Source organism: Virgibacillus pantothenticus (assembly GCF_018075365.1).
GTDB lineage: Bacteria > Bacillota > Bacilli > Bacillales > Amphibacillaceae > Virgibacillus > Virgibacillus pantothenticus.
Genome location: NZ_CP073011.1, coordinates 4,037,574 through 4,059,625, shown reverse-complemented (window position 1 = coordinate 4,059,625; position 22,052 = coordinate 4,037,574). Strand labels below are relative to the sequence as shown.

Below are 22,052 nucleotides of genomic sequence, written 5' to 3'. Positions count from 1 at the left end.
CTTACTTCTTACGGCTTCTTAAAGTGGGGCTTCTTGGGTAATTACCACTTTTTAATAGTACTAAGCTAATCCTATTATCCCAAGAGTTTACATTGGCAGTCGCTAATAAGCATGTGCTTCTTTTTTGATGTTCCGTGCAGAGTTATAATCTCAATTACGATTTAGTCCGCAAGCACATGGATAGGTACGTACGAACAATACGCTTTCTCTAAATTAAAAAATAATGATCACTTGATAATACGCATTACTTCCTCGGTAGCTTTTGCAATAAGTTCATCATTCCCTTCAGCATCTTCTTCATCCCGGCTAGAAAGAACAGCAAGAATAATCGGATCTTCATTTGGTGGCCAAATAATAGCTATGTCATTACGTGTTCCATAGGATGCAGCCCCTGATTTATCACCAACTTCCCACCCTTCCGGTACTCCTGCTCGAATTAAATTGTCTCCTGTTGTATTTCGTTTAAGCCAATTTACTAATAGATCCTGTTTTTGCTTCGTTAGTACGTCTCCCATTGTGAAAGTTTGAAGGCTTGTTGCGAGTGCTTTCGGTGTGCTTGTGTCCCTTGTTTCTCCAGGTTTTACCTTATTTAATTCAGGCTCAATTCTTTCCGGTTTTGTCACATCGTCCCCAATGTCGCGAAGTGCTTGTTTAAAACCTGCAGGTCTACCGATCCGTTTCAGTATGTAATTAGCGGCAGTATTATCACTATAACGCATGGAAGCATCACTAAGTTCCTTCCATGTCATCAGTTTATTCACATGTTTTTCAGTAATTGGATTATAGTTTACAAGATCGTCTTCTTTGATTAAAACAGTTTCTTCTAATTGGTTTACATTCATCTTTTGCAGCAGTACACCCACAGCAAGTACTTTATGAGTGGAAGCATAAGCAAACCGATTTTCTGCCCGATAAGATACAGTCTTCCCAGTACCAGTATCCATAGCATATATACCAAGTTTTGCATCATATTCTTTCTCTAATAGACGGAAAGCCTCTTTTTCAATCGATGGTGTTGACTCTCCGCTATATACATTATTAGCTGGTTTCGACTCCATTTTTGCACAACCAACAAGCGCAAGAAAAATAAAAAATAAAGCTCCAATAATTTTCGTATGATGTAGCATTTTTATCAAAACCTTTCCGTTTTTAACTTTTATAGTCATATTGCAAAATGAGATTTATTACTTTTTTGCAAATACCAATAAGTGACTACATATGTAATCTAATATTACATATGTAGTCCTCACTGTCAAATAAAATGGCAGCTCATCATTTATCCTGTATATAAGGTGCTGTAAGACTACCACGCCAAGAGTGGAAAAGATACATAGAAGTATAAGTGGTAGATAACGTCACCTAAATTCTCGTTCGTTCGAGGCAGGCAGAATGTTAATCACAGGAGGCGGTGCAAACATTAGAAAAACTTGGCTTGTCGCCAAGTTTTATGGCGGAAGCCTTTGTTTTTCTTATACTATAAACCAAAAAATCTTGACTTTCCTATAGTGGAACAAAGGCGCGGGGCGTCCGTTTAGCAACCGAATGGAACAAATCCACGGAGATAAAGGAATCATGCCACTAAAACAGAGGTATGCCAACGTCAGGGCGGCAAGTCCGTTTTTAGTCGGCCTTTCTCTTAGCGACGAACCGATGATACTTATCGTAGGGCGCATTTCTAAAGTCGCATCATTGCTGGGCTCATGTGCCAGACGTGGCTATTCGGTTATTTCCTTGTCCACTACGCCTCATTTTATACTTTCTTACATTCGGACACAAAACTGGGAATCAGTACCTTACATAGAAAAAGTGTTTTTTCAAGGACAACCGCAATCTTAGACTTTGATCTACTATTTCAAGTGGGGGAAAGATAACCGCTACTGATTAGAGATTTCACTTTATACGTGCTCATGTAGAGGACCGTTGGATTATTTCATAAGGGATTTCTATTTTATCTAATGTTCGGTTTACAGCAAGCTCAAAGGCCTGCGCTCCTAAAGCTGAAAGTCGGTGGTTAACTGTTGTAATTCCTAAGACTTCTCCAATTGGTTGATTTTCTTGCCCTACAATTGCAACCTCTTCGGGAATTTGCAGTTTGTTATACTGACAATATTGGAAAATTCCCCCTGCTACTTCATCGCCATTAGCGTAGATTGCTGTAGGTCGGTTCTTTTGATTCAAAAGTATTTCTGCAGCTTTGTAACCATCTTCTAAGCAAAAGCAATTTCCAATGTGAAATTTTTGATACATTTCTCCAATAACGTTCTGATAAGCGTTGATTGTCTGTTTTGTACTTATACTTTCATTTCCCCTTGCCGTCGTAAAGGCAATTCTTTGATGCCCTTTCTGTTTCAGCATTTGAAATACTTCTAAGTATGAGGCGAAACGGTCTACATAAGCACAACCTATTTCCTCTCTTTCCGTGTATTCACAAGAAATAATTGTTCCGTATTGTGTAAAGGGGATAATTTTGTCCCAATGATTTGCTTTTGACGTTATGATGAGAGCATCTAATTGTTTGCTTTTCAGCATAGCCAAATATTCCAGTTCTCTTTTTTTATTATACTTAGAAGGAAGTACAGTTACCGAAAAATCTAACTCACTGGATTTGTTTAGAATACCATGAAGCATTTGATCAAATGCTTGATTATTGTTATAGGGGATAATAACACCTATTCTTTTTGTTTCCCCACGTATTAAATCAATAGCGTTATTGTTAGGTGTATAATTAAGCTCTTTGATAATCTGTTTCACCTTTAATCTTTTCTCTTCTGAAACATACTTATAATTATTTAATACTCTTGAAACCGTTGAAACAGAGACACCGGCTAATTTTGCTATATCATGAATGTTCGTCATTACTATGCTCCTTATATTAAAATAGGCGGCTAAATAAGCCAAGCAAAACTAGAACTCCTAAAATAATCCACCAAATATTTTTAGTGAAGGAGCGTGGGAGACGTTTTTTGTTCCAGCGGTTTGGGTCAAATTGGATATCATCATCATCTCTGTAACGGTTGCGTCTTGCAATGGCTGCCCACGGATTATAGCTATTTGCACCTGCTAAAATAACGGGTGCTATGATAAAACCGCCGAGGAAACCAAAAACATGGCCGGAAACATTGATGCCTGGATTGAAGAATGTCATGACTAGACCAATAATTAAAATAGTAGTAACCATTTGCGAACTAATTTGGTCGATAAGGTGTTTTCGAAATAACACCATAAAAATATAGATGCCGAACAGTCCAAAGATTGCCCCTGATGCTCCTACATGGTTATAGTATAAATCTTCCACGAAATAAGTCCCTAGATTTCCGAATATGCCAGCAAAAAGGTAGCCAAGGATAAATTTGGTTCTCCCAAGCATTTGTTCTAAAGCAGGACCAAATAGAACAAGGGAGAAGGAGTTAAACAGTGCATGCATTAAATCAACATGGAGAAATATCGGGGAAATCAATCGCCAATATTCACCTTGCTCAACCCAATAATTACTTCCACTCCCTAACTGGTAAAGCCATATACCAAACGGTAATTGTAAAAGATTAATCACTAGCCATAAACCTAAGTGAACGATTACAAGCGTGGAAACGATTGGATAGGATTGCATAAATTCTTTGATACTTCTTTCATGTCTTATAAACATTTGGTTCCTCCATGGAATAGGTTTTTAAATTGCCTAACAAGGTGTATGATAGAATTAAGCTCACAGGAAGTTGGTTTTAACTAATTTGGTTGCTTTTCTATTTTTTAAGCATACACGTTTATAATTAATTTTATCCTACTAAATGCTATTTATAAAGTCGAATAAAAATGACAAATGAAGGTTTTTTGCAACGGTTTATATCAAGTAGTTGTATTTTACATTTAAGGGAATGATTCAAATCGTTAAACATAATCCTTTTATTGAGCTGTATACATGTGGCTCAGTAACCGAGTAGTAAGCATTTAAGCTTAGAAAGTAAGCTGTTTTGATCTTTATGAACGTTTATGAACATGAAAGAAGTGTTCAAAACGATGTTTGTAATCGTGACATCAACTAGTAGGTCACAATTAACTATTTGTTTTATCCCAATAAGACTCCCCTTCAGGAGTTGGATAATCTGTACAGCAACAAGTCTAAGTGGAAGATAACCGCTACCTAAATGCCCTATTTCGAAAGCGGCCTTTAGGTCACTATTACGGTGCTAACAAGCCGTGGGAGATACAATTAAAATCGCCACGGCTGGAAGATCCACTTTATAATGTACTTCAATCATAAGTATTGTAGCAACTGTATTAAACATTTATTTTCCGTTAGTGATCTTATTGTTACGAAAAGGAGAAAGAGATGATTAAAGGAATTGGTATTGATATTATTGAACTGGAACGCATTAAACAGAGCATAAAGAACAATGGACGCTTTATAGAACGGATTTTAACGCCTGCAGAGAGAGAAGGTTATAGATTATTAACGAGTGACAAAAGGAAGGTAGAATATGTTGCTGGGAGATTTGCAGCAAAGGAAGCATTTGCTAAAGCTGCTGGTACTGGCATCGGTAAGCTCTCGTTTCAGGATATAGAAGTAACAAAACTGGAGAATGGATCTCCTGTGTTAAATGTAAAAGGATTTGAATCGGTTGCCATATTTGTATCGATCTCCCACGCAAAGCATTATGCTGTAGCCCAGGTTGTTCTAGAAGCGCAATCATAGTTTTGGTACGGTCGAAAATAAGCAAGTAGACCTTTCATTTATTTCAAAGTTATTTTGTGGGAAATGGAAAAGCTTTTCATACAGAAAATGATGCTGCTTTTTAAATAGATATAGTACAAGAGATAATAACGAATGCATAATCACAAGGTTTGTCTCATATAATTTAGTGCGGGTAGGAGGGAACAAATTTGTTTATTGTCACCGCGAAAGAAATGTACGATATGGATCGTTTAGCAATGCAGGAAATTGGTTTGGATGGAAAATTGCTGATGGAAAATGCCGGACGAGCTGTTGCGTGGAAGGTAATGAGGAAGATTTCTCAGACGGATAAAATTTGTGTATTGGCAGGGGCAGGTAACAATGGTGGGGATGGATTTGTTATTGCACGTACGTTGCTGGATCATAACTATCATGTAGAGGTATTGCAAGTAGTTCCAAATGATAAAGTTACGGGCGATGCATATGATCACAAGCGTATTTATGAAAAATGTGGAGGTCAAGTTGTTCCGTATGAGACTGGATCTATCCAGATGGTTAAAGAAGCAGACGTACTCATTGATGCGATGATCGGTATTGGGATCAAAGGCGAAGTACGGGAACCATTTGCTTCACTTATTTCGCTTATCAATGCGGAACAAAGCTATGTCATTTCTGTAGATATTCCTTCAGGGGTACCAGCAGATGAAGGCGGAGAATCGTTTCACGCTGTACAAGCTGATTACACCATCATTATCGGTGCACCAAAGCAGAGTGTTTTTCTTCCTTACACTGCAAGCTATTATGGAGAATGGGAGGTTGTTTCTATTGGCTTGCCGACGTTTATTTTTAAGCGTCTTACAAGTAAGGGGATGTGGCAGCTAGAGGATGTGAAGAAGACTTTGCCAAAACGTCAGTTATTTGATCATAAGGGCAATCATGGTAGGGGATTGATTATTGGTGGCTGCAAGGAAATGCCCGGTGCTTTATCCATGTCTGTACAAGCAGCATTAAAGTCAGGAGCTGGTTTGATAATGGGTGCCAGTTCTCTACCTGTTATTCAGATGATTGCAGGAAATTGTGTCGAAGCTACGTACTCTGCTTTATCAGCGACAGACGGCTATCTCGATAACCATTCAGAGATAAATCTAGACTCTTATGATGCAATTGCTATTGGAATGGGGTTAGGTCGAAAAGAATGTACAAAAGACCTAGTAAAGTATGTAATAGAGAAAGCAACATGCCCCATTATTATCGATGGTGATGGTCTGTATCATTTATCTCAACTGTTGCCTCAAATAAATGAAAGAACGCACCCATCCGTTATTACTCCCCATCCTGGAGAAATGGCAATGCTATTGGGGGTCTCGGTTCGTGAGTTATTGAAGCAGCCATTTCAATATGCAAAGGAATTTGCCACAGCTTACCGTGTCTATGTAGTCTTGAAAGGAAGATACACGATTGTTACTTCCCCAGAGGGTGTGCAAATGGTAAACCCCACAGGCAATCCGGGGCTTGCTAAGGGGGGAAGTGGTGACGTCTTAACAGGAATTGCTTTGGCCATGGTGATGCAAAAGCAAAGCTTGTTACAAGCTTTAAGTAATGCCTGTTATATTCACGGTATGTCGGCAGATTTACTAGTACAGCATCAGCATTCTGAACATGATTTACTTGCAACCGATGTAATTAACGGAATAACTGATGTATATCGTACCATTTCGAGTAGTGGATGATATGGGTTCCCTTTGTTTTACGTTAGAAAAGGATAAAGATGAGCGCTATGTGGTGTAATCATCATGGATGTCCTAAGTATAAGTACAACGAGGCAGTCGCCTGCGTCTAAAGGCTTGGCGCTAGCTAAGTTTGCTTTAATTAACTGAGACAAGGGAGATATGTACATGAAGATGAAAATCAGTGGGTTACTTATGTTATTCGGCCTCGTAATCGTATTAGCTGCTTGTGGAGAAAAGACACAAGAGGATGTTGTTGCAGATTTAAAGGAAACAGTCGAGAAAATGGACGGCTATAGAGCGAAAGCAGAAATGAATATGAATACAGGTCAAGAGCAACAAACATTTCAAATCAATATTTGGCACAAAAAAGATGATATGTATCGCGTTGGATTATCGAATAAGTCGGATGAAAAAGGCAACCAAATTATTTTAAAAAATGACGATGGGGTATTTGTATTAACCCCAGCATTAAACAAAAGCTTTAAATTTCAGTCAGAATGGCCGCAAAACAGTAGTCAACCGTATCTGTATCAATCTTTAATTCAAGATATTGAGAAGGATAAGGAAGCAGAATTTGAGGTTAGAGACTCGCATTATGTGTTCAAGACAAAAACGAATTATCAAAGCAATAACAACCTGCCTTATCAGGAAATTTATCTTGACAAAAAATCGTTACATCCCACTCAAGTAAAGGTGCTAGATAAAGATAAAAATGCTCTGGTCGATGTTAGCTTTTCTAGTTTTGATAGCAAAGCAAGCTTTAAAGATGATGATTTTTCGATGAAGAAAAACATGGGAAGTGAAGAGTCGGAAGAAGCTGAAGAAACAGCTGCTATAACTGAGGAGCAGGAAGCGCTCACGGTCTTTTACCCATCGTACATGGCAGGAGCAGAACTGACTGAAAAAAAAGAAACGTCAACAGAAACCGGAGATCGCGTTATTTTAACGTTTGAAGGGGAAAAGAATTTTACACTGGTTGAAGAAAAAGCACAAATACGGACGACCATGGCAACTCCTAATGAAGTAGAAGGCGAGATTGTAAATTTAGGATTTGCAGTAGGCGCAATAACAGATAATTCTATTGAGTGGACGCATAACGGGGTAGATTTTATGTTAGCAAGTGAGGAGTTGACGAAGGAGGAGCTCATTGAAGTTGCGAAATCTGTCCAAAGGAAAGAAGTTAAATAATTTTCAGACAAGGGCCAAGCAGACTCTATCGTGGATGAGTCTGCTTTTTCATTGCACTATAGGAAAGTATAAGATTTTTTGGTTTATAGTATAAGAAAAACAAAGGCTTCCGCCATAAGACTTGACGACAAGCCAAGTTTTTCTAAAGAGATAAGAAAGTATAAATTTAGGCGCTTGGAGATAACAAAATAACCGAATAGCCACGTCCGGCTCTATCGCCCAGCAACGATGCGACTTTAGAAATGCGCCCTCCGATAAGTCCTCATCGGTTCGTCGCAAAGAGGAAGGCCCGACTAAAAACGGGCTTGCCGCTCAGGCGTCGGCATACCCCTGTTTTTAGTGGCATGATTCCTTTATCCCGTAAAAAGGCGTTGTAGACTCCCACTTCAAGAATGGAAGATGTGAGCTGAACAAGTCGAAGCGGGAGGTAACAGCACCTAAATCCCCGATTCGTTCCATTCGCTACGTTGCTAAACGGGGCGCTTGGGCATTTGTTATTTGAACAAAAACGGAGCAAGCATTGACAGGGTATATACAACGAGAAATAATAGGAAGTATCAATTTTGCACAGACTATTTGGTATGAAAGGGGTAAGCAATTTGGAAATTCATCGAAATACATGGATAGAAATAGATTTGGATGCAGTTGCATATAATATAAAACAAATACAGAAAAAGCTTCCAAAAGAAACAAAAGTAATGGCAGTAGTAAAGGCAGACGGCTATGGGCACGGGAGTATCCAAGTTGCTAAAAAAGCTTTACAAGCTGGAGCAGATTATTTAGCAGTGGCATTATTAGAAGAGGCGATTAAGTTACGCGAGGCATCCATAACAGCCCCTATTCTTGTGTTAGGCTGGGTTCCGCCAGCATCAGCGATAGAAGCAGCAAAACACGGTATTACGCTAACCTTTTTTCAAAAAGACTGGCTGGAACAAGTAAATAGCTATTCATTTTCTAAGCCGCTTCATCTTCATTTAAAAGTGGATACCGGAATGGGTCGGATAGGCATAAGGACGAAAGAAGAGATGCAGGATATTTTACACGCATTAAACAAAAATCGCAGCATATATTTAACTGGGGTGTTTACTCATTTTGCAACAGCAGATGAACCTGAGTCGACGTATTTTGAGGAACAGCGAACTCGCTTTAAAAGACTCCTTTCCCGACTTAAAGAACAAGGTCTAGAAAATCTTGATGTTCACGTCGGTAACAGTGCTAGTGCCATACGTCTGCCGGAGGACATGTATGACTATGTTCGATTTGGGATTGCGATGTATGGATTATATCCTTCTCAAGCAGTAAAAGAAAAGGGGGAGATAGATTTAAAACAAGCTTTTTCTTTGCACAGTAAGCTCGCTCATGTAAAAAGATTACAACCAGGAGACTGTGTTAGCTACGGGTGTACGTATCAAGCAGAAACGGAAGAGTGGATTGGCACGCTTCCTATTGGTTATGGAGATGGTTGGTTAAGAAGGATGCAGGGCTTTTGCGTACTAGTGAATGGAATACGGGTACCTATTGTCGGAAGAATTTGTATGGACCAAACGATGATCAGATTGGATCAAGCGTATCCAGTGGGGACTAAGGTGACGCTTATTGGTTGTCAAAACGATGCATGCATTTCAATGGATGAAGTGTCGGATTATGCTGAGACCATTAATTATGAGATTCCTTGTATATTGAATAACCGTGTTCCTCGTATTTATAAAGGGCAGTGAGCACAAAGTTATTTTGGAAATGGTTCGAATTGTATAGTGTATGTTCTAAAAGCGAGCAGCAAGATCTGTTAAAGCAGAAATGGCTGAAAAATAGCGCTTGCTGAGTTCTGGTGTTTTATTACAACGTTACTACTTGCATGTGACTTCCGGAGGTGACATTCGCAAAGCTGTTAACGTATCAGCGCAGACGAAATGAGGCTTTTTGAACAATCGCTAAAGATACTGTTGAATAAAGGCTTATTCTATTTGCTATACCACAATAAAGGTAATAATAAACGACAAAACAAGATATTTTTTGGGGAATTTTTAAGGAACCCTTTGCAAACAGGCGAATTCAATGATATTATAAAAATAACTTCTACAAAGTTCGTTCAACAGTTGGCGGAGGTGTGATGGTTTTGTCAGAAAGCTTGCAAGAAGTATTAGTTAAAATACCGAAAAACCTGTTAAATGAGGTGGATGGTCTGGTGAAGTATGAGAATAGTGATTTGAGTGATTTCATATGTCAGGCAACAAGGAACTATCTTCAGCATAAAAGAGATGAGCACTTTCAACAATTTCGCGAAACCATGGAAAAAGGTTATGCAGAAATGGGTCGTATTAATTTGACAATTGCTTCAGAAGCTTTTCAAGCTGAAGAGGAAGCAAAAAACACCTTGGAACGCTCTGTGATCGGGGTGTAACCATTTGATCGTACAAAGAGGCGAAGTGTATTTCGCTGACCTTTCCCCTGTTGTTGGATCAGAACAGGGAGGCATCCGCCCGGTATTGATCCTGCAAAATGATATCGGGAATCGTTTCAGTCCTACCGTTATTGTTGCTGCAATTACAGCGCAAATTCAAAAAGCAAAGCTCCCTACTCATGTGGAGATTGATGCAAAACGATATGGGTTTGACCGTGATTCCGTTATTTTGCTAGAGCAAATACGAACACTTGATAAACAACGGTTAACAGATAAAATTACAAAATTAGATAAAGAAATGATGAAAAAGATCAACCAGGCATTGGAAATCAGTTTAGGACTGAAGGATATGTATGATCAATGATAATCCTCTTGTGATATGACAAGAGGATTTTTTACAAGATAAGCAACCACTATAGCTCGCATTTCGAGTTACCATCTATTATGAAAATAAATTTTAAATCTAAATGAGGTATATACCGTATTCATTATGCGTTTTATGTCATAATTTTAGAACTGGATGTTTTGGAAAAGTAAAATGGTCAGTATTAGTGTTGATAAAGAACCCGCAGATAGTAAAGTGATTATTTTTCGTCTATTGTCCTCTTTGGAAGATTTTATAAGCTCTCGAAACACCATAATCCATATAATAGTAGAAACTATAGCTACTATGTTAATGATATCTGTAGACATAATTGATTCCCCTTTCATTTATATTATAATCGGATTCACCGTTTAAGCTCCAGTCATTATAGCCTCTGTCACCCTATATACGAATTAGAAGAATTAAAAGTTTCATTTATTAAACCATCCTCGCTGTTTTGCTGCAATCCCTCTAAATCGTTGTATCTCCTTGAGTCAGCGGTGGTAATTATCGATATTATACAGGTAAAGTCCCTTCGTGCGAACTTTTCCTCAGGACAATAAAATCCATCTTGATTTTTGTACCTAGATTTTTGTTTGATAATAGTTCCTGTAAAGCGCCATGAAGTAAGAGAACCATAAATATTCTTTTCTCTGTTGGATTTGTTTTTGAATGGTTTTTAGGAACAGCCTTGCTCTCACGGTCATTATCAATTCTACCATTTGTTGTTTATCATTTTTTAAACAATTCCCCTAAGTGCTATTCAAAAAACAGGACTTGCTCTCGGCTCCTTTAAAGTAACGAAATCCAGCGAATTAAATTTTGTCTGCTATAAACCGATGCTGATACATCCGAGTGTCGAAGTATCTGAGAAAATGGAGTTTTTAGCAGCAGTTTTGTACAGGAATGAAGATCTTCTTGGATTCATTATGTGGGTTGTTTTACATAAGACCATAACGAGGAAATGCTTGAGTCTTTTTGGCGTATTTTGAACATCGCTTTAATGGAATATTATTTCATTCTGTTTTTGTTTCTGTGTTACAATAAATGTTGATATGTCTTGAATTTTGTAAGATTTCCTCGATGCGAGCGTGGTGACATCTTGTACTTTAAGGCTTTAGGAATACAGTAAGCAAGCTACTTAACGTTTAAGTATGCTTGACATATATGACATGAATGGGAGTCTTACACTTATAAATGATATGACTTAACGAGGTAGCAATCAAGTAAACTGGGGGTAATGAAATGGATGATAAGTTAAAAAAAATTGCTATTGAAAACAGTGATTCTATTGTTCAGCTTTGGATGCAAGAAATTAATTCTTTAAAGCTAGATAATTATACAGCAAGTATTTCTGATGAGTTATTTGAAAGTACAAATCGCCAATTTGTTAATGTTATTTTTACAAGCCTTAAAAATGCTGGCTCGCCAAAAGCGGTTGAAGAATTTTCGGAAAAAATTATTAACCTCGGTTGGCCGTTGAGTTATATTACTGATGGCTTACAAGTATTTCGTAGGGTTACAATCGATTATATTTTGGGCCAATATGAACAGCTTGACCCAGCATTTATTTCCAATGTGTTGAAAAGTGTTGATACATGGGTGGAACCATTAATCCGACAACTCGTAAATGAGTATTCAGGAAGCTGGGAAAACACAGTATCATTACAACGAGTGGCGCTGCAAGAATTATCTGCTCCATTGATTCCTGTTATGGATGGGATTACGATTATGCCTTTAATTGGAACGGTGGATACAGATCGTGCCAAATTAATTATGGAAAATTTACTGGACGGTGCAATTAAACACAATTCAGAAGTTGTTTTGATCGACATTACTGGAGTTCCTGTCGTGGATACGATGGTGGCGCATCATATTATACAAGCAGCAGAAGCTGTTCGTTTAATCGGTGCAACATGTATTCTTGTTGGTATTCGACCGGAAATTGCCCAAACCATTGTTAACCTTGGGATTGATTTAAGCAAGTTTCCAACGAAAAGTTCCTTGAAGAAAGGGTTTCGTACAGCGCTCGAATTGACAGATCGCCAAATTGTTGATTTGGAAAATAGAGCAGATAGTATAGAGCAAATGATTCAATCGTTAAAAGGAGAGTGAACAGCGTGCGAATACCTATTTTAAAGCTTCACAATTACCTACTTATCTCCATACAAACAGAAATCGATGATCAAACAGCCATTCAATTTCAGGAAGACTTGTTAGATAAAATCCACAAAAATGGTTCTACAGGTGTAGTCATTGATTTAACTTCCGTCGACATCATTGACTCTTTTATTGCCAAAGTTCTAGGTGATGTTGTAACAATGTCAGATTTAATGGGGGCAAAGGTAGTTTTAACAGGAATTCAGCCTGCCGTAGCAGTTACGTTAATTGATTTAGGTATTCACCTGAAAAATGTACCGACTGCATTAAACTTAGAGCAAGGCCTTATTAAACTCTACCAGGATTTGGGGGAATAGCCAATGAAGCCTCAATCTTGCGTGAATATAAAAAAAGAATGGGATATAGTAGGTGCACGACAGCTAGGTAGAGATATTGCAAGGGAAATTGGTTTTGGCACTGTTGATCAGGCTAGAATCGCTACGACCATATCGGAACTAGCAAGAAATATTTATTTATATGCAGATCACGGGCAAATATGTTTTGAAGTCATTGATACGTTTGAGCAAAAAGGATTATGCATTATTGCCATAGATATTGGTCCTGGGATTGAAGATGTTGGACAAGTCTTAGAAGATGGTTATTCAACCTCCGGTGGGTTGGGTGCAGGTTTACCTGGTGTGAAGAGGCTAATGGATGAATTTGACCTTCAATCAGAAGTTGGTAAAGGGACTCGTGTAAAAGCGATCAAATGGCTAAGATAAAATTCATTTTATGCTACCGTTACAAAAATATAGGAATAACTGTGGGAATATAAGCGTTATAGCTTAATAGAAGAAATGCAACGGAGTGTAGTAGACGCATGTTTTGATTAATTTTATTATATCTAAGAGCTATTAACTGCTTCCCATTATCCAGTTGTCATGGAGAGTGAGGGGGAAAATAATGAGCGGTTTAATGAAATTAGATACAGAAGCTTATAAAGCATTAATGAAACGATACATTGAAACAAGAGATGAACAATCGCTATATGAAATTGAACAGGCTAGTAAAGCGTTTATTAAAAATAATGTTCTTCCTGATGAAATTGTAAATATGCATATTCAATCTCTCCAAGACTTGTACCCAAATTTAAGTGAAGACATTCAATATTCCATGAATTTTTTACTAGAAGCAATGATTGCCTATGGGATTGCTCATCAAGAGTATCAGCAGCTTAGAGAAAAGCAATCTGAATTAAAAGCGGAAATATCAGTTGCAGCTAGCATGCAAGAAACACTTCTGGAAACAAAGAAGCCGAATATTGAAGGTTTAGACATTGGAGTTATAAGTGTTCCTGCACACCAAATGAATGGCGACTACCATCATTTTGTGAAAGGAAGAGATGGATCATTAGGAATTGCGATGGCTGATGTGATTGGAAAGGGCATTCCCGCTGCCTTGTGCATGTCGATGATCAAATATGCCATGGATAGTTACCCTGAGGATGCAATGACGCCTAAAGCTATATTAGCAAATATGAATCGAGTCGTGGAAAGAAACGTTGATCCAAGTATGTTTATTACGATGTTTTATGCCCAATACCTCCCTTCTGACCATACACTTCGTTACGCTTCAGCCGGTCATGAACCAGGATTTTATTATAACTCTAGTCAGGACGTTTTTGTTGAATTGAAAACAAAAGGTCTTGTTTTAGGTGTTACACCGGATACTACTTATCCCCAGTATGAACTGAAAATAGAGCAGGGGGATATGGTGATTCTCCTAACCGACGGAGTTACAGAATGCAGGGATGGCGAACGCTTTATTGAGCGGGAAGAAGTATTAGATGTCATTAAGCAGAACGCCCATTTGCCTGCGCAGGTGATGGTTGATCAAACATTTAAATATTTTGAACGTTTACAGGACTTTGAACTGCGGGATGATTTTACATTACTTATTTTACGCAGAGAAGTTTAAGCATTTTCAGTAATGGGTATTAGTAAGTGTAATGTGGTCTTATTGAATACGCATCTAATACCTCGTGTGTTTATCCCGTATGTAAGGCGCTCTACGATTTTCACTTCAAGGTTGGAGGTGAAAACAAATAAGCCTAAGCGGGAGATAACAACATCTAAATAGGTCATACCCTTGTGGTACGAAACATTCAGTAGGAAATGGAGGCAAACTCTTCCTGAATGAAGTTTTATTTTACACTATAGGAAGTATAAGGTTTTTTGGTTTATAGTATAAGAAAAACAAAGGCTTCCGCCATAAGACTTAGCGACAAGCCAAATTTTTCTAATTATGTTGTGATTTAGGAGGGAAAGTATGAATCTAACGATTAATGTGGTGAATGAAGGACCAATGAAATCGGTTGTTTACTTGGTTGGAGAAATTGACGCTTATACTGCTCCAAATTTAAAAGAAGCATTAATTCCGCTTACGAGGCAAGAGGAGCATCATGTAGAAGTAGATTTAGCGGAGATAAATTATATGGACAGTACTGGTCTGGGCACATTTATTAGTGCATTAAAATCATCGAAAGAGTATAGCAGTAAGCTTACGCTTGTGAATATCCAAGACCGTGTGCTTCGGTTATTTAAAATCACCGGCTTAGATGAAATCATGGATTTACGTGCTTCGATTCGAGGTGGGAGCGAATAATGGAGAAATTTGATTTTATTGAACTGAAGGTTCCAGCTAAAGCAGAATATGTAGGAGTTGTAAGGTTAAGTATTTCAGGAATTGCCAACAGAATGGGCTTTTCTTATGAAGATATAGAAGATTTGAAAATAGCTATATCAGAAGCCATTACTAATACGGTGACCCATGCGTATGATGAGGATGAGGATGGTGAAGTCACCATTGGATTTGGTGTCTATGAAGATCGATTGGAAATCATGGTTGCAGATCATGGTGGAAGTTTCGACTTAAATGAAATAAAAGATGGGATTGGACCATACAAAGAGACCGAATCGATTGAAGAATTAAGAGAAGGGGGTTTTGGTCTGTTTTTAATTAATGCATTAATGGATAAAGTTCAAATCAATAATCATTACGGTGTCATTGTATTAATGACAAAGTATATACATGAACATGAAGCTGAGGTGGGCTTGGATGACGACCAAATCTCAACCACACAATAGCGGAAGAGATGAGGTTTACCAATTAATTGAATCATTGCAAAAAAAGCCTACTGATGAGCAGCTACAGGAACAACTTGTACTCAAATATAAAGATCTTGTAGAATCAATTGCACGTAAATACTCGAAAAATAGTGCAATTCATGAAGACCTTGTCCAAGTAGGTATGATCGGTTTACTTGCTGCAGTCCGCCGGTATGATTCAACGTTCGGTAAATCTTTTGAATCTTTTGCGATACCTACTATTATCGGTGAGATAAAAAGATTTATAAGAGATAAAACATGGAGTGTACATGTTCCTAGACGTATTAAAGAATTAGGTCCCAAAATAAAAAAAGCCGTCGATGTTTTAACGATGGAAAATCAATCTTCCCCCTCCATTAAACAGATAGCAGACTATTTGCAAGTGACGGAAGAAGATATTTTGGAAACAATGGAAATGGGGAAAAGTTATAAAGCACTTTCTGTAGATCGGAAAGTAGAGGCAGATTCCGATGGCAGCACAGTTGCTATATTAGATTTAGTTGGCAAAGAAGAAACGGGATATGAACAGACGGATCAGAGAATGCTTTTGGAAAAAATATTTCCGATATTGTCTGAACGTGAACAGAAAATCTTACAATATACCTATTTTGAAAATAAGAGCCAAAAGGAAACTGGTGAATTACTAGGCATATCGCAAATGCATGTTTCACGGTTGCAACGACGTTCATTGCGTAAATTGCGAGAAGCAATTCAGTCTGAGAATTCGGAGGTCTTTGATTAAAGATGGAACAAGTCCAGGTGTCTGTATTTCAACAAGCGAAAACAGGCAATTACTACTGTGGTGATAGCTTCTTTTATGAAGAGACAGACCGTGATTTTGTCTGCGCCATTGCGGATGGGTTAGGCAGTGGTGAATTGGCAAAAGAATCGTCTCAGGTTGTCATTGATATTATTAAGAGCAATATCCACGCAAGTATTGAAACAATTATCAAAAAATGCAATGAGCAGTTACAAGGAAAACGCGGTGTGGTCATCGGTATTCTCAAGCTTGATTTTCTAGCGTCGATGTATTCTTTTTCTTCCATCGGCAACATTGGCATTCTAACAATTACTGACAATAAGCAGAAAAAGCGTAATATCCCCAATGCTGGCTATTTAGCAGGCTACCATCGACCATTTAAAATTGTTCGTGAGAAGTTGCAGCCAAATATGATGTTTATTATGTTTTCTGACGGTGTAACTGATCGAGATTTATCGCAAAAATACTTAATGACGAAAAATGTACAAGAAATTACGGAAACATTTAAACATATATCAAATGTAAACAGAAGTGACGATACAACATTAATCGCCATGCACTATAAGGGGGCTGATTGAAAGCAAATCAGCCCTCCATGCTGGGGTGTGGATGTACATATATTAAAATGGCAGCTAATTTAATAGCGAGGGAGTAATGGTTTGTTGTTCCCAGTCTTTACGAATGATTGCATAAAGCGCAGTATCAGGAAATAGTTCCATCTGCGTTTTCCCAAGCACTTCTCAAGTAACCTTCTTTGACAAAATTGGATTTAAAGAAAGCTTTTCTCATCGCTATATTATCATGCTTCTATTCTGATCTTTTCTTCAAAGTTTGTAAATACATAATCCGCAATCCAATTAACTGCTTTTGTTCCGTACCCTTTTCCTCTCATATTGTTTGCGATTCGAACATCTAAGAGTATTGGAATGGTATCAGAAATATCTCCAATAATTATTAAACCAATCTTCGCCCCATTTTTTCCATCCAGAATGTTTCTTTGTCCTCTTCGAACCACCCATTATTGTAACTGATTATAACATCTGCTTCTGTGAAAGTGGATTTTACGTGAAAGCTCCAGTGATTCAAGGTATATAAAGCAATGAGTTCATCTTGTAAGATAAGCAAGTATAAAATGAGGTGCTTGGGGATAACGAAATAACCGACTAGCCACGTCCGGCGCATGAGCCCAGCAACTAGGCGATTTTAGAAATGCGCCCTACGATAAGTTCTCATCGGTTCGTTACCTCACCGTGATTCCTTTATCTCCGTTGATTCGTTCCATTCACTACGTTGCTAAACGGGCGCCCCGCGCCTTTGTTCTTCCCCTGTAGTTTTTTAAATTCCATTTTCATCACTCCTTTTTAATACAATTTAAAAATGTATAAATAGTTATTGTATTTAGGTTGATAGCACTCCCATTTCAATAAGCATGTCAGACCGATAGTGGGAAAGCAAGCTCTTTTTTGATAAAATAGACAACATGAGTAAAGGAGGAAAGCATGTGGCAAATGAAATCAATCAAGAATTAACGTTATGGGTATCGAAGGAAACAGAAGTAAAAGCACCCATTGTCAATAAAGTAATTGCTTTACTAGAAGATGGAAACACGGTCCCATTTATTGCTCGGTATCGAAAAGAAGCTACTGGTGGGTTAGATGAAGTACAAATTAAATCCGTTCAAGATAAATGGAAATATGCTGTTCATTTAGCAGAGAGAAAAGAAGAGGTGTTACGTAGTATTGCCGATCAAGGCAAGTTAACGGAGGAATTGCAACAGGAAATATTACAGGCTACGCAATTACAACGAGTTGAAGATTTATATCGTCCGTACAAGCAAAAACGTCGGACGAGAGCGACGATTGCCAAAGAAAAAGGGTTGGAACCGTTAGCTGAGCTTGTCTGGCAACAGGAAATCGTAGCGCTTGATGATGAAGCAGCGAACTATATTTCTGAGGAAAATGAATTACATACCATAGAAGATGTGTTGGCAGGGGTAAATGACATTATTGCCGAGTGGATTGCTGAAGAACCAGCTTTTCGAGAGTATTTGCGTGATGAGACGATGAAACGAGGCACAATTGAGTCGGAAGTAAAAGATCGTGACAAAGATGATAAGCAAGTATATGAAATGTATTATACGTTCCATGAGCAAGTTCGTTCATTAGTACCTCACCGTATCCTTGCGCTTAATCGTGGGGAAAAAGAAGAGGTTCTGAAAGTATCTATTCAACCTCCGACTGAACGGATATTGGAGTTTTTACATCAAAAAATAGTACAGCGTTCTGCTAGTAAACAAGTTGCAGAATTGTTACAACATGCGATTGAAGACAGCTATAAACGTTTGATACAACCCTCGATTGAGCGGGAAATTCGTAGTAGTTTAACGGAAAAAGCGGAGCAGCAGGCAATTGAAGTGTTTTCCAAAAACCTAAAAAGTCTTTTATTGCAACCACCTTTAAAAGGAAAAACAATTCTTGGTGTAGATCCTGCTTTTCGTACAGGTTGTAAGCTGGCTGTAGTCGATGAAACAGGGAAAGTTCACCATGTTGGTGTAATGTATCCGACTGCACCGAAAAAAGATACGGCAGGCGCGGAAAAAATAGTGCTGGAGTTGATGAAACAATACCCGATTGAATTAGTTGCCATTGGTAATGGAACAGCCTCCAGAGAAACAGAGCAATTTATTTCAGATGTTATTTATAAGCACCAACTGTCCATCCCATATATTATCGTGAACGAGGCTGGGGCTAGTGTGTATTCTGCATCTAAGCTTGCAAGAGAAGAGTTTCCTGATTTACAAGTAGAAGAACGAAGTGCCGTGTCCATAGCTCGTCGAGTGCAGGACCCATTAGCGGAATTAGTTAAAATCGATCCGAAATCGATTGGTGTAGGACAGTACCAGCATGATGTTAGTCAAAAAGCGCTAAATGAATCTTTATCCTTTGTCGTGGAAACAGCGGTTAACCAAGTTGGAGTAAATGTAAACACTGCTTCTTCTTCCCTTTTACAATATGTATCTGGTTTAAGTAAAACAGTTGCCAATAATATCGTAAAGCGGCGTGAAGAAGAAGGGAAGTTTACAAATCGAAAACAATTGAAAAAGATCCCTCGCCTAGGTGCTAAAACATACGAGCAGGGAATTGGGTTTTTGCGGATTATGGACGGAGATCATCCATTAGATCGAACGCCGATACACCCGGAAAGCTATAAGGTAACAGAACAGTTACTGCATATTATCGATTGTTCACTAGAAGATATCGGTTCAGATAAGTTGAAGAAAGCTGTACAATCGATTCATAACAGAGAAGTCGCCGAGCAATTAGAGATAGGTGAGCCGACACTTCATGATATTGTACAAGCATTAGTGAAGCCAGAGCGTGACCCACGTGACGACTTTCCACAACCGATTTTAAAGAAAAATGTTTTATCACTAGAAGATATAGAACCTGGGATGGAATTACAAGGTACTGTCCGAAATGTAGTTGACTTCGGCGTGTTTGTAGACATTGGCGTGAAGCAGGATGGACTTGTTCATATTTCAAAAATGTCTCATTCTTTTGTGAAACATCCAATGGATATCGCTTCAGTAGGGGATGTTGTTACAGTGTGGGTAGATGATATCGATGTTAATAAAGGAAGAATTGCATTATCCATGATTCAGGAAAAATAAGTACATTTTCAGTTGCGTTGTTATCTGATATTTAAGCTGAGTAAAGATCTTGTGTTTGACTAATACGTTTACCAAAAAAAAGCATGGCTGAAATGCCATGCTTTTTTGCTGTATAAGAAACATAAAATGAGATGCTTGGGAATAACGAAATAACCGAATAGTCACGTCCGGATCCATCGCCAGCAACTAGGCGACTTTAGAAATGCGCCCTAAGATAAGGCCTCATCGGTTCGTCGCTAAGGGGAAGGCCGACTAAAAACGGGCTAGCCGCTCAGGCGTCGGCATACCCCTGGTTGCAGGGGCATGATTCCTAAATCTTTAGTTGATTCGTTCCATTCGCTACGTTGCTAAACGGGCGCCCCGCGCCTTTGTTCCACTATAAAAATGTAACCAAGCTGCAGTAGCTTCTGGGTTATGATTTTACACTTTCTGGTATTTGAAGACCAAGTCCTTGCGCAATACGCTCGCCCCACTCAGGATCAGCTTTATAAAAATGACCGATTTGACGGAGCTTAATTTCATCTCTCGTTACTGGTTTCATATGATCCACAAACGCTTGAATGAGTCGATCTTTTTCATCTGCTGACATTAAGCGATATAAATCCCCGGCTTGTGTATAATGGTCATCACTATCATAAGGTACACTATCTGCCTCACCGTAAACATCAAATGGTTTTATTTTTGCTGTTGGATCTTCAACTGGTCCATTCACACTATTTGGTTCATAGTTTGGTTTGTCTCCACCATTGCCATTAACTGCCATGAACCCGTCTCTTTGATAATTATTTACTTCTACTTTTGGACGATTGACGGGAATTTGGTGATGGTTTACACCAAGGCGATAGCGGTGTGCATCAGAATAAGCAAATAGACGTCCTTGCAACATCTTATCTGGAGAAGCTTCAATTCCAGGTACGAATTGCCCAGGAGAGAAAGCCGCCTGCTCAACTTCAGCAAAATAATTTTCAGGATTTCGATTTAATACCATTCGTCCGACTTCAATACGAGGATAATCTTTCTTAGACCATACTTTCGTTACATCGAAGGGATCCCACTTGTATGTTTTTGCATCTTCATAAGGCATAATTTGGACATATAATTTCCAAGCAGGGTAGTCCTTATTTTCAATTGCATTGTGTAAGTCTTCAATATGATAATCCGGGTTTTCGCCTGCAACTTTTTCTGCTAGAGAAGCTTCAAGTCCTTTGACACCCTGTTCACTAATAAAATGATACTTCACCCAGAATGCCTCTCCGCCTTTATTAACCCACTTAAATGTATGACTCCCATACCCATTCATATGTCTGAACGTGGCAGGAATTCCACGATCACCGTGTAGGTACGTGATTTGATGAAGTGATTCAGGTGATAGTGACCAGAAATCCCAGACCATATCTTTATCTTTTAAATGCGTTTTAGGATTCCGTTTTTGTGTATGAATAAAGTCAGGAAATTTAATTGCATCTCTTATGAAAAAGATAGGTGTGTTATTTCCAACTAAGTCATAATTTCCTTCATTTGTATAAAATTTAACTGCAAAGCCACGTGGGTCACGGACAGTATCAGCCGAACCGAGTTCCCCTGCAACGGTAGAAAAACGAATAAACATATCTGTGCGTTTACCTGCTTCACTAAGGAAATCAGCTTTCGTGTAATTAGCAATTTCGTCGTTTGTAACTTCGAAATATCCATATGCACCAGTTCCTTTGGCGTGAACAATACGTTCAGGAATCCTTTCTCTATTAAAATGAGCCAGCTTTTCTAGTAAGTGAAAATCTTGTATTAAAGTTGGACCATGCTGTCCAGCTGTGATGGAATTTTGGTTATCAGCGACGGGAGCGCCTGCTGCAGTTGTCATCCTATTTCTTTTATTCAAACTAATTCCTCCCCTTAAGTAAAATTAAATGATACTTATATTATAATACAAATTAAACAAAAATCAATATTTAATTAAAATCATTATAAATAATTTGCGGATGTTGATTACGTGCAAAAATATGTGT

General features: G+C 38.4%; 21 protein-coding genes. 15 read left to right on the top strand and 6 right to left on the bottom strand.

Translation table 11 applies throughout. The annotated features are described in order from the left end of the window. Positions 1-227: 227 nt before the first annotated feature. From bla to KBP50_RS18910, 3 genes are all read right to left on the bottom strand, one after another. The gene (bla, locus tag KBP50_RS18920; RefSeq protein WP_236691380.1) at positions 228-1,166 is read right to left on the bottom strand and encodes a class A beta-lactamase; all 939 of its coding nucleotides are present in this window, start codon (positions 1,164-1,166) and stop codon (positions 228-230) included. Positions 1,167-1,905: 739 nt separating this feature from the next. Beyond that, positions 1,906-2,856 (bottom strand): LacI family DNA-binding transcriptional regulator, encoded by a 951-nt coding sequence (locus KBP50_RS18915; RefSeq protein WP_050351128.1) that lies wholly within the window; start codon positions 2,854-2,856, stop codon positions 1,906-1,908. 16 nt (positions 2,857-2,872) lie between these two features. Further along, entirely contained in the window at positions 2,873-3,643 is a 771-nt protein-coding gene (locus tag KBP50_RS18910; protein WP_050351129.1) for a rhomboid family intramembrane serine protease, read from the bottom strand. Positions 3,644-4,327: 684 nt separating this feature from the next. On the opposite strand from KBP50_RS18910, the gene acpS reads away from it, so the two are divergent. From acpS to KBP50_RS18880, 6 genes are all read left to right on the top strand, one after another. Continuing rightward, positions 4,328-4,690: a holo-ACP synthase gene (gene acpS, locus KBP50_RS18905; protein ID WP_050351130.1), complete on the top strand. Its 363-nt coding sequence runs from the start codon at positions 4,328-4,330 to the stop codon at positions 4,688-4,690. 188 nt (positions 4,691-4,878) lie between these two features. Next, a complete protein-coding gene (locus KBP50_RS18900; protein ID WP_050351131.1) occupies positions 4,879-6,399 on the top strand; it encodes a bifunctional ADP-dependent NAD(P)H-hydrate dehydratase/NAD(P)H-hydrate epimerase in 1,521 nt (506 codons plus the stop codon). A 165-nt stretch (positions 6,400-6,564) separates the two neighbouring features. Further along, positions 6,565-7,587 (top strand): LolA family protein, encoded by a 1,023-nt coding sequence (locus KBP50_RS18895; protein WP_050351132.1) that lies wholly within the window; start codon positions 6,565-6,567, stop codon positions 7,585-7,587. A 599-nt stretch (positions 7,588-8,186) separates the two neighbouring features. After that, the gene (alr, locus tag KBP50_RS18890) at positions 8,187-9,305 is read left to right on the top strand and encodes an alanine racemase (RefSeq protein WP_244969436.1); all 1,119 of its coding nucleotides are present in this window, start codon (positions 8,187-8,189) and stop codon (positions 9,303-9,305) included. A 398-nt stretch (positions 9,306-9,703) separates the two neighbouring features. Further along, positions 9,704-9,988, top strand: coding sequence for a CopG family ribbon-helix-helix protein (locus tag KBP50_RS18885; protein ID WP_077298901.1), 285 nt, complete (start codon positions 9,704-9,706; stop codon positions 9,986-9,988). 4 nt (positions 9,989-9,992) lie between these two features. Beyond that, entirely contained in the window at positions 9,993-10,352 is a 360-nt protein-coding gene (locus tag KBP50_RS18880) for a type II toxin-antitoxin system PemK/MazF family toxin (protein ID WP_050351134.1), read from the top strand. 146 nt (positions 10,353-10,498) lie between these two features. Here the strand turns inward: KBP50_RS18880 and KBP50_RS22275 are convergent, their stop codons facing one another. Next, entirely contained in the window at positions 10,499-10,681 is a 183-nt protein-coding gene (locus KBP50_RS22275; RefSeq protein WP_050351135.1) for a hypothetical protein, read from the bottom strand. Between the two features lie 916 nt (positions 10,682-11,597). Between KBP50_RS22275 and KBP50_RS18875 the strand changes: the two genes are divergently transcribed. From KBP50_RS18875 to KBP50_RS18840, 8 genes are all read left to right on the top strand, one after another. Then, on the top strand, positions 11,598-12,467 hold the full coding sequence (locus KBP50_RS18875) for an RsbT co-antagonist protein RsbRA (RefSeq protein WP_050351136.1): 870 nt from the start codon (positions 11,598-11,600) through the stop codon (positions 12,465-12,467). 5 nt (positions 12,468-12,472) lie between these two features. Next, positions 12,473-12,829, top strand: a complete 357-nt coding sequence (locus KBP50_RS18870; RefSeq protein WP_050351137.1) for an STAS domain-containing protein — start codon at positions 12,473-12,475, stop codon at positions 12,827-12,829. A 3-nt stretch (positions 12,830-12,832) separates the two neighbouring features. Continuing rightward, positions 12,833-13,234: an anti-sigma regulatory factor gene (locus KBP50_RS18865; RefSeq protein WP_050351138.1), complete on the top strand. Its 402-nt coding sequence runs from the start codon at positions 12,833-12,835 to the stop codon at positions 13,232-13,234. 181 nt (positions 13,235-13,415) lie between these two features. Continuing rightward, positions 13,416-14,429 (top strand): PP2C family protein-serine/threonine phosphatase, encoded by a 1,014-nt coding sequence (locus KBP50_RS18860; RefSeq protein ID WP_050351139.1) that lies wholly within the window; start codon positions 13,416-13,418, stop codon positions 14,427-14,429. A gap of 351 nt (positions 14,430-14,780) precedes the next feature. Continuing rightward, a complete protein-coding gene (locus KBP50_RS18855) occupies positions 14,781-15,116 on the top strand; it encodes an STAS domain-containing protein (RefSeq protein ID WP_050351140.1) in 336 nt (111 codons plus the stop codon). Then, positions 15,116-15,598 (top strand): anti-sigma B factor RsbW, encoded by a 483-nt coding sequence (gene rsbW, locus KBP50_RS18850; RefSeq protein WP_050351141.1) that lies wholly within the window; start codon positions 15,116-15,118, stop codon positions 15,596-15,598. Before KBP50_RS18855 ends, rsbW begins: the two co-directional genes overlap by 1 nt. Next, positions 15,570-16,361, top strand: coding sequence for an RNA polymerase sigma factor SigB (sigB, locus tag KBP50_RS18845; protein WP_050351142.1), 792 nt, complete (start codon positions 15,570-15,572; stop codon positions 16,359-16,361). The genes rsbW and sigB overlap by 29 nt, the downstream gene beginning before the upstream one ends. Positions 16,362-16,363: 2 nt before the next feature. After that, positions 16,364-16,957 carry a SpoIIE family protein phosphatase gene (locus KBP50_RS18840; protein WP_050351143.1) on the top strand — a complete coding sequence of 198 codons (594 nt, stop codon included), beginning with the start codon at positions 16,364-16,366 and terminating at the stop codon, positions 16,955-16,957. 221 nt (positions 16,958-17,178) lie between these two features. Here the strand turns inward: KBP50_RS18840 and KBP50_RS22270 are convergent, their stop codons facing one another. Further along, positions 17,179-17,394 (bottom strand): GNAT family N-acetyltransferase, encoded by a 216-nt coding sequence (locus KBP50_RS22270; RefSeq protein ID WP_232231355.1) that lies wholly within the window; start codon positions 17,392-17,394, stop codon positions 17,179-17,181. Positions 17,395-17,880: 486 nt separating this feature from the next. On the opposite strand from KBP50_RS22270, the gene KBP50_RS18830 reads away from it, so the two are divergent. Further along, entirely contained in the window at positions 17,881-20,049 is a 2,169-nt protein-coding gene (locus KBP50_RS18830) for a Tex family protein (protein WP_412768170.1), read from the top strand. 412 nt (positions 20,050-20,461) lie between these two features. On the opposite strand, the gene KBP50_RS18825 is transcribed toward KBP50_RS18830, so the two are convergent. Further along, positions 20,462-21,907, bottom strand: coding sequence for a catalase (locus KBP50_RS18825; protein ID WP_050351181.1), 1,446 nt, complete (start codon positions 21,905-21,907; stop codon positions 20,462-20,464). Positions 21,908-22,052 lie beyond the last annotated feature (145 nt).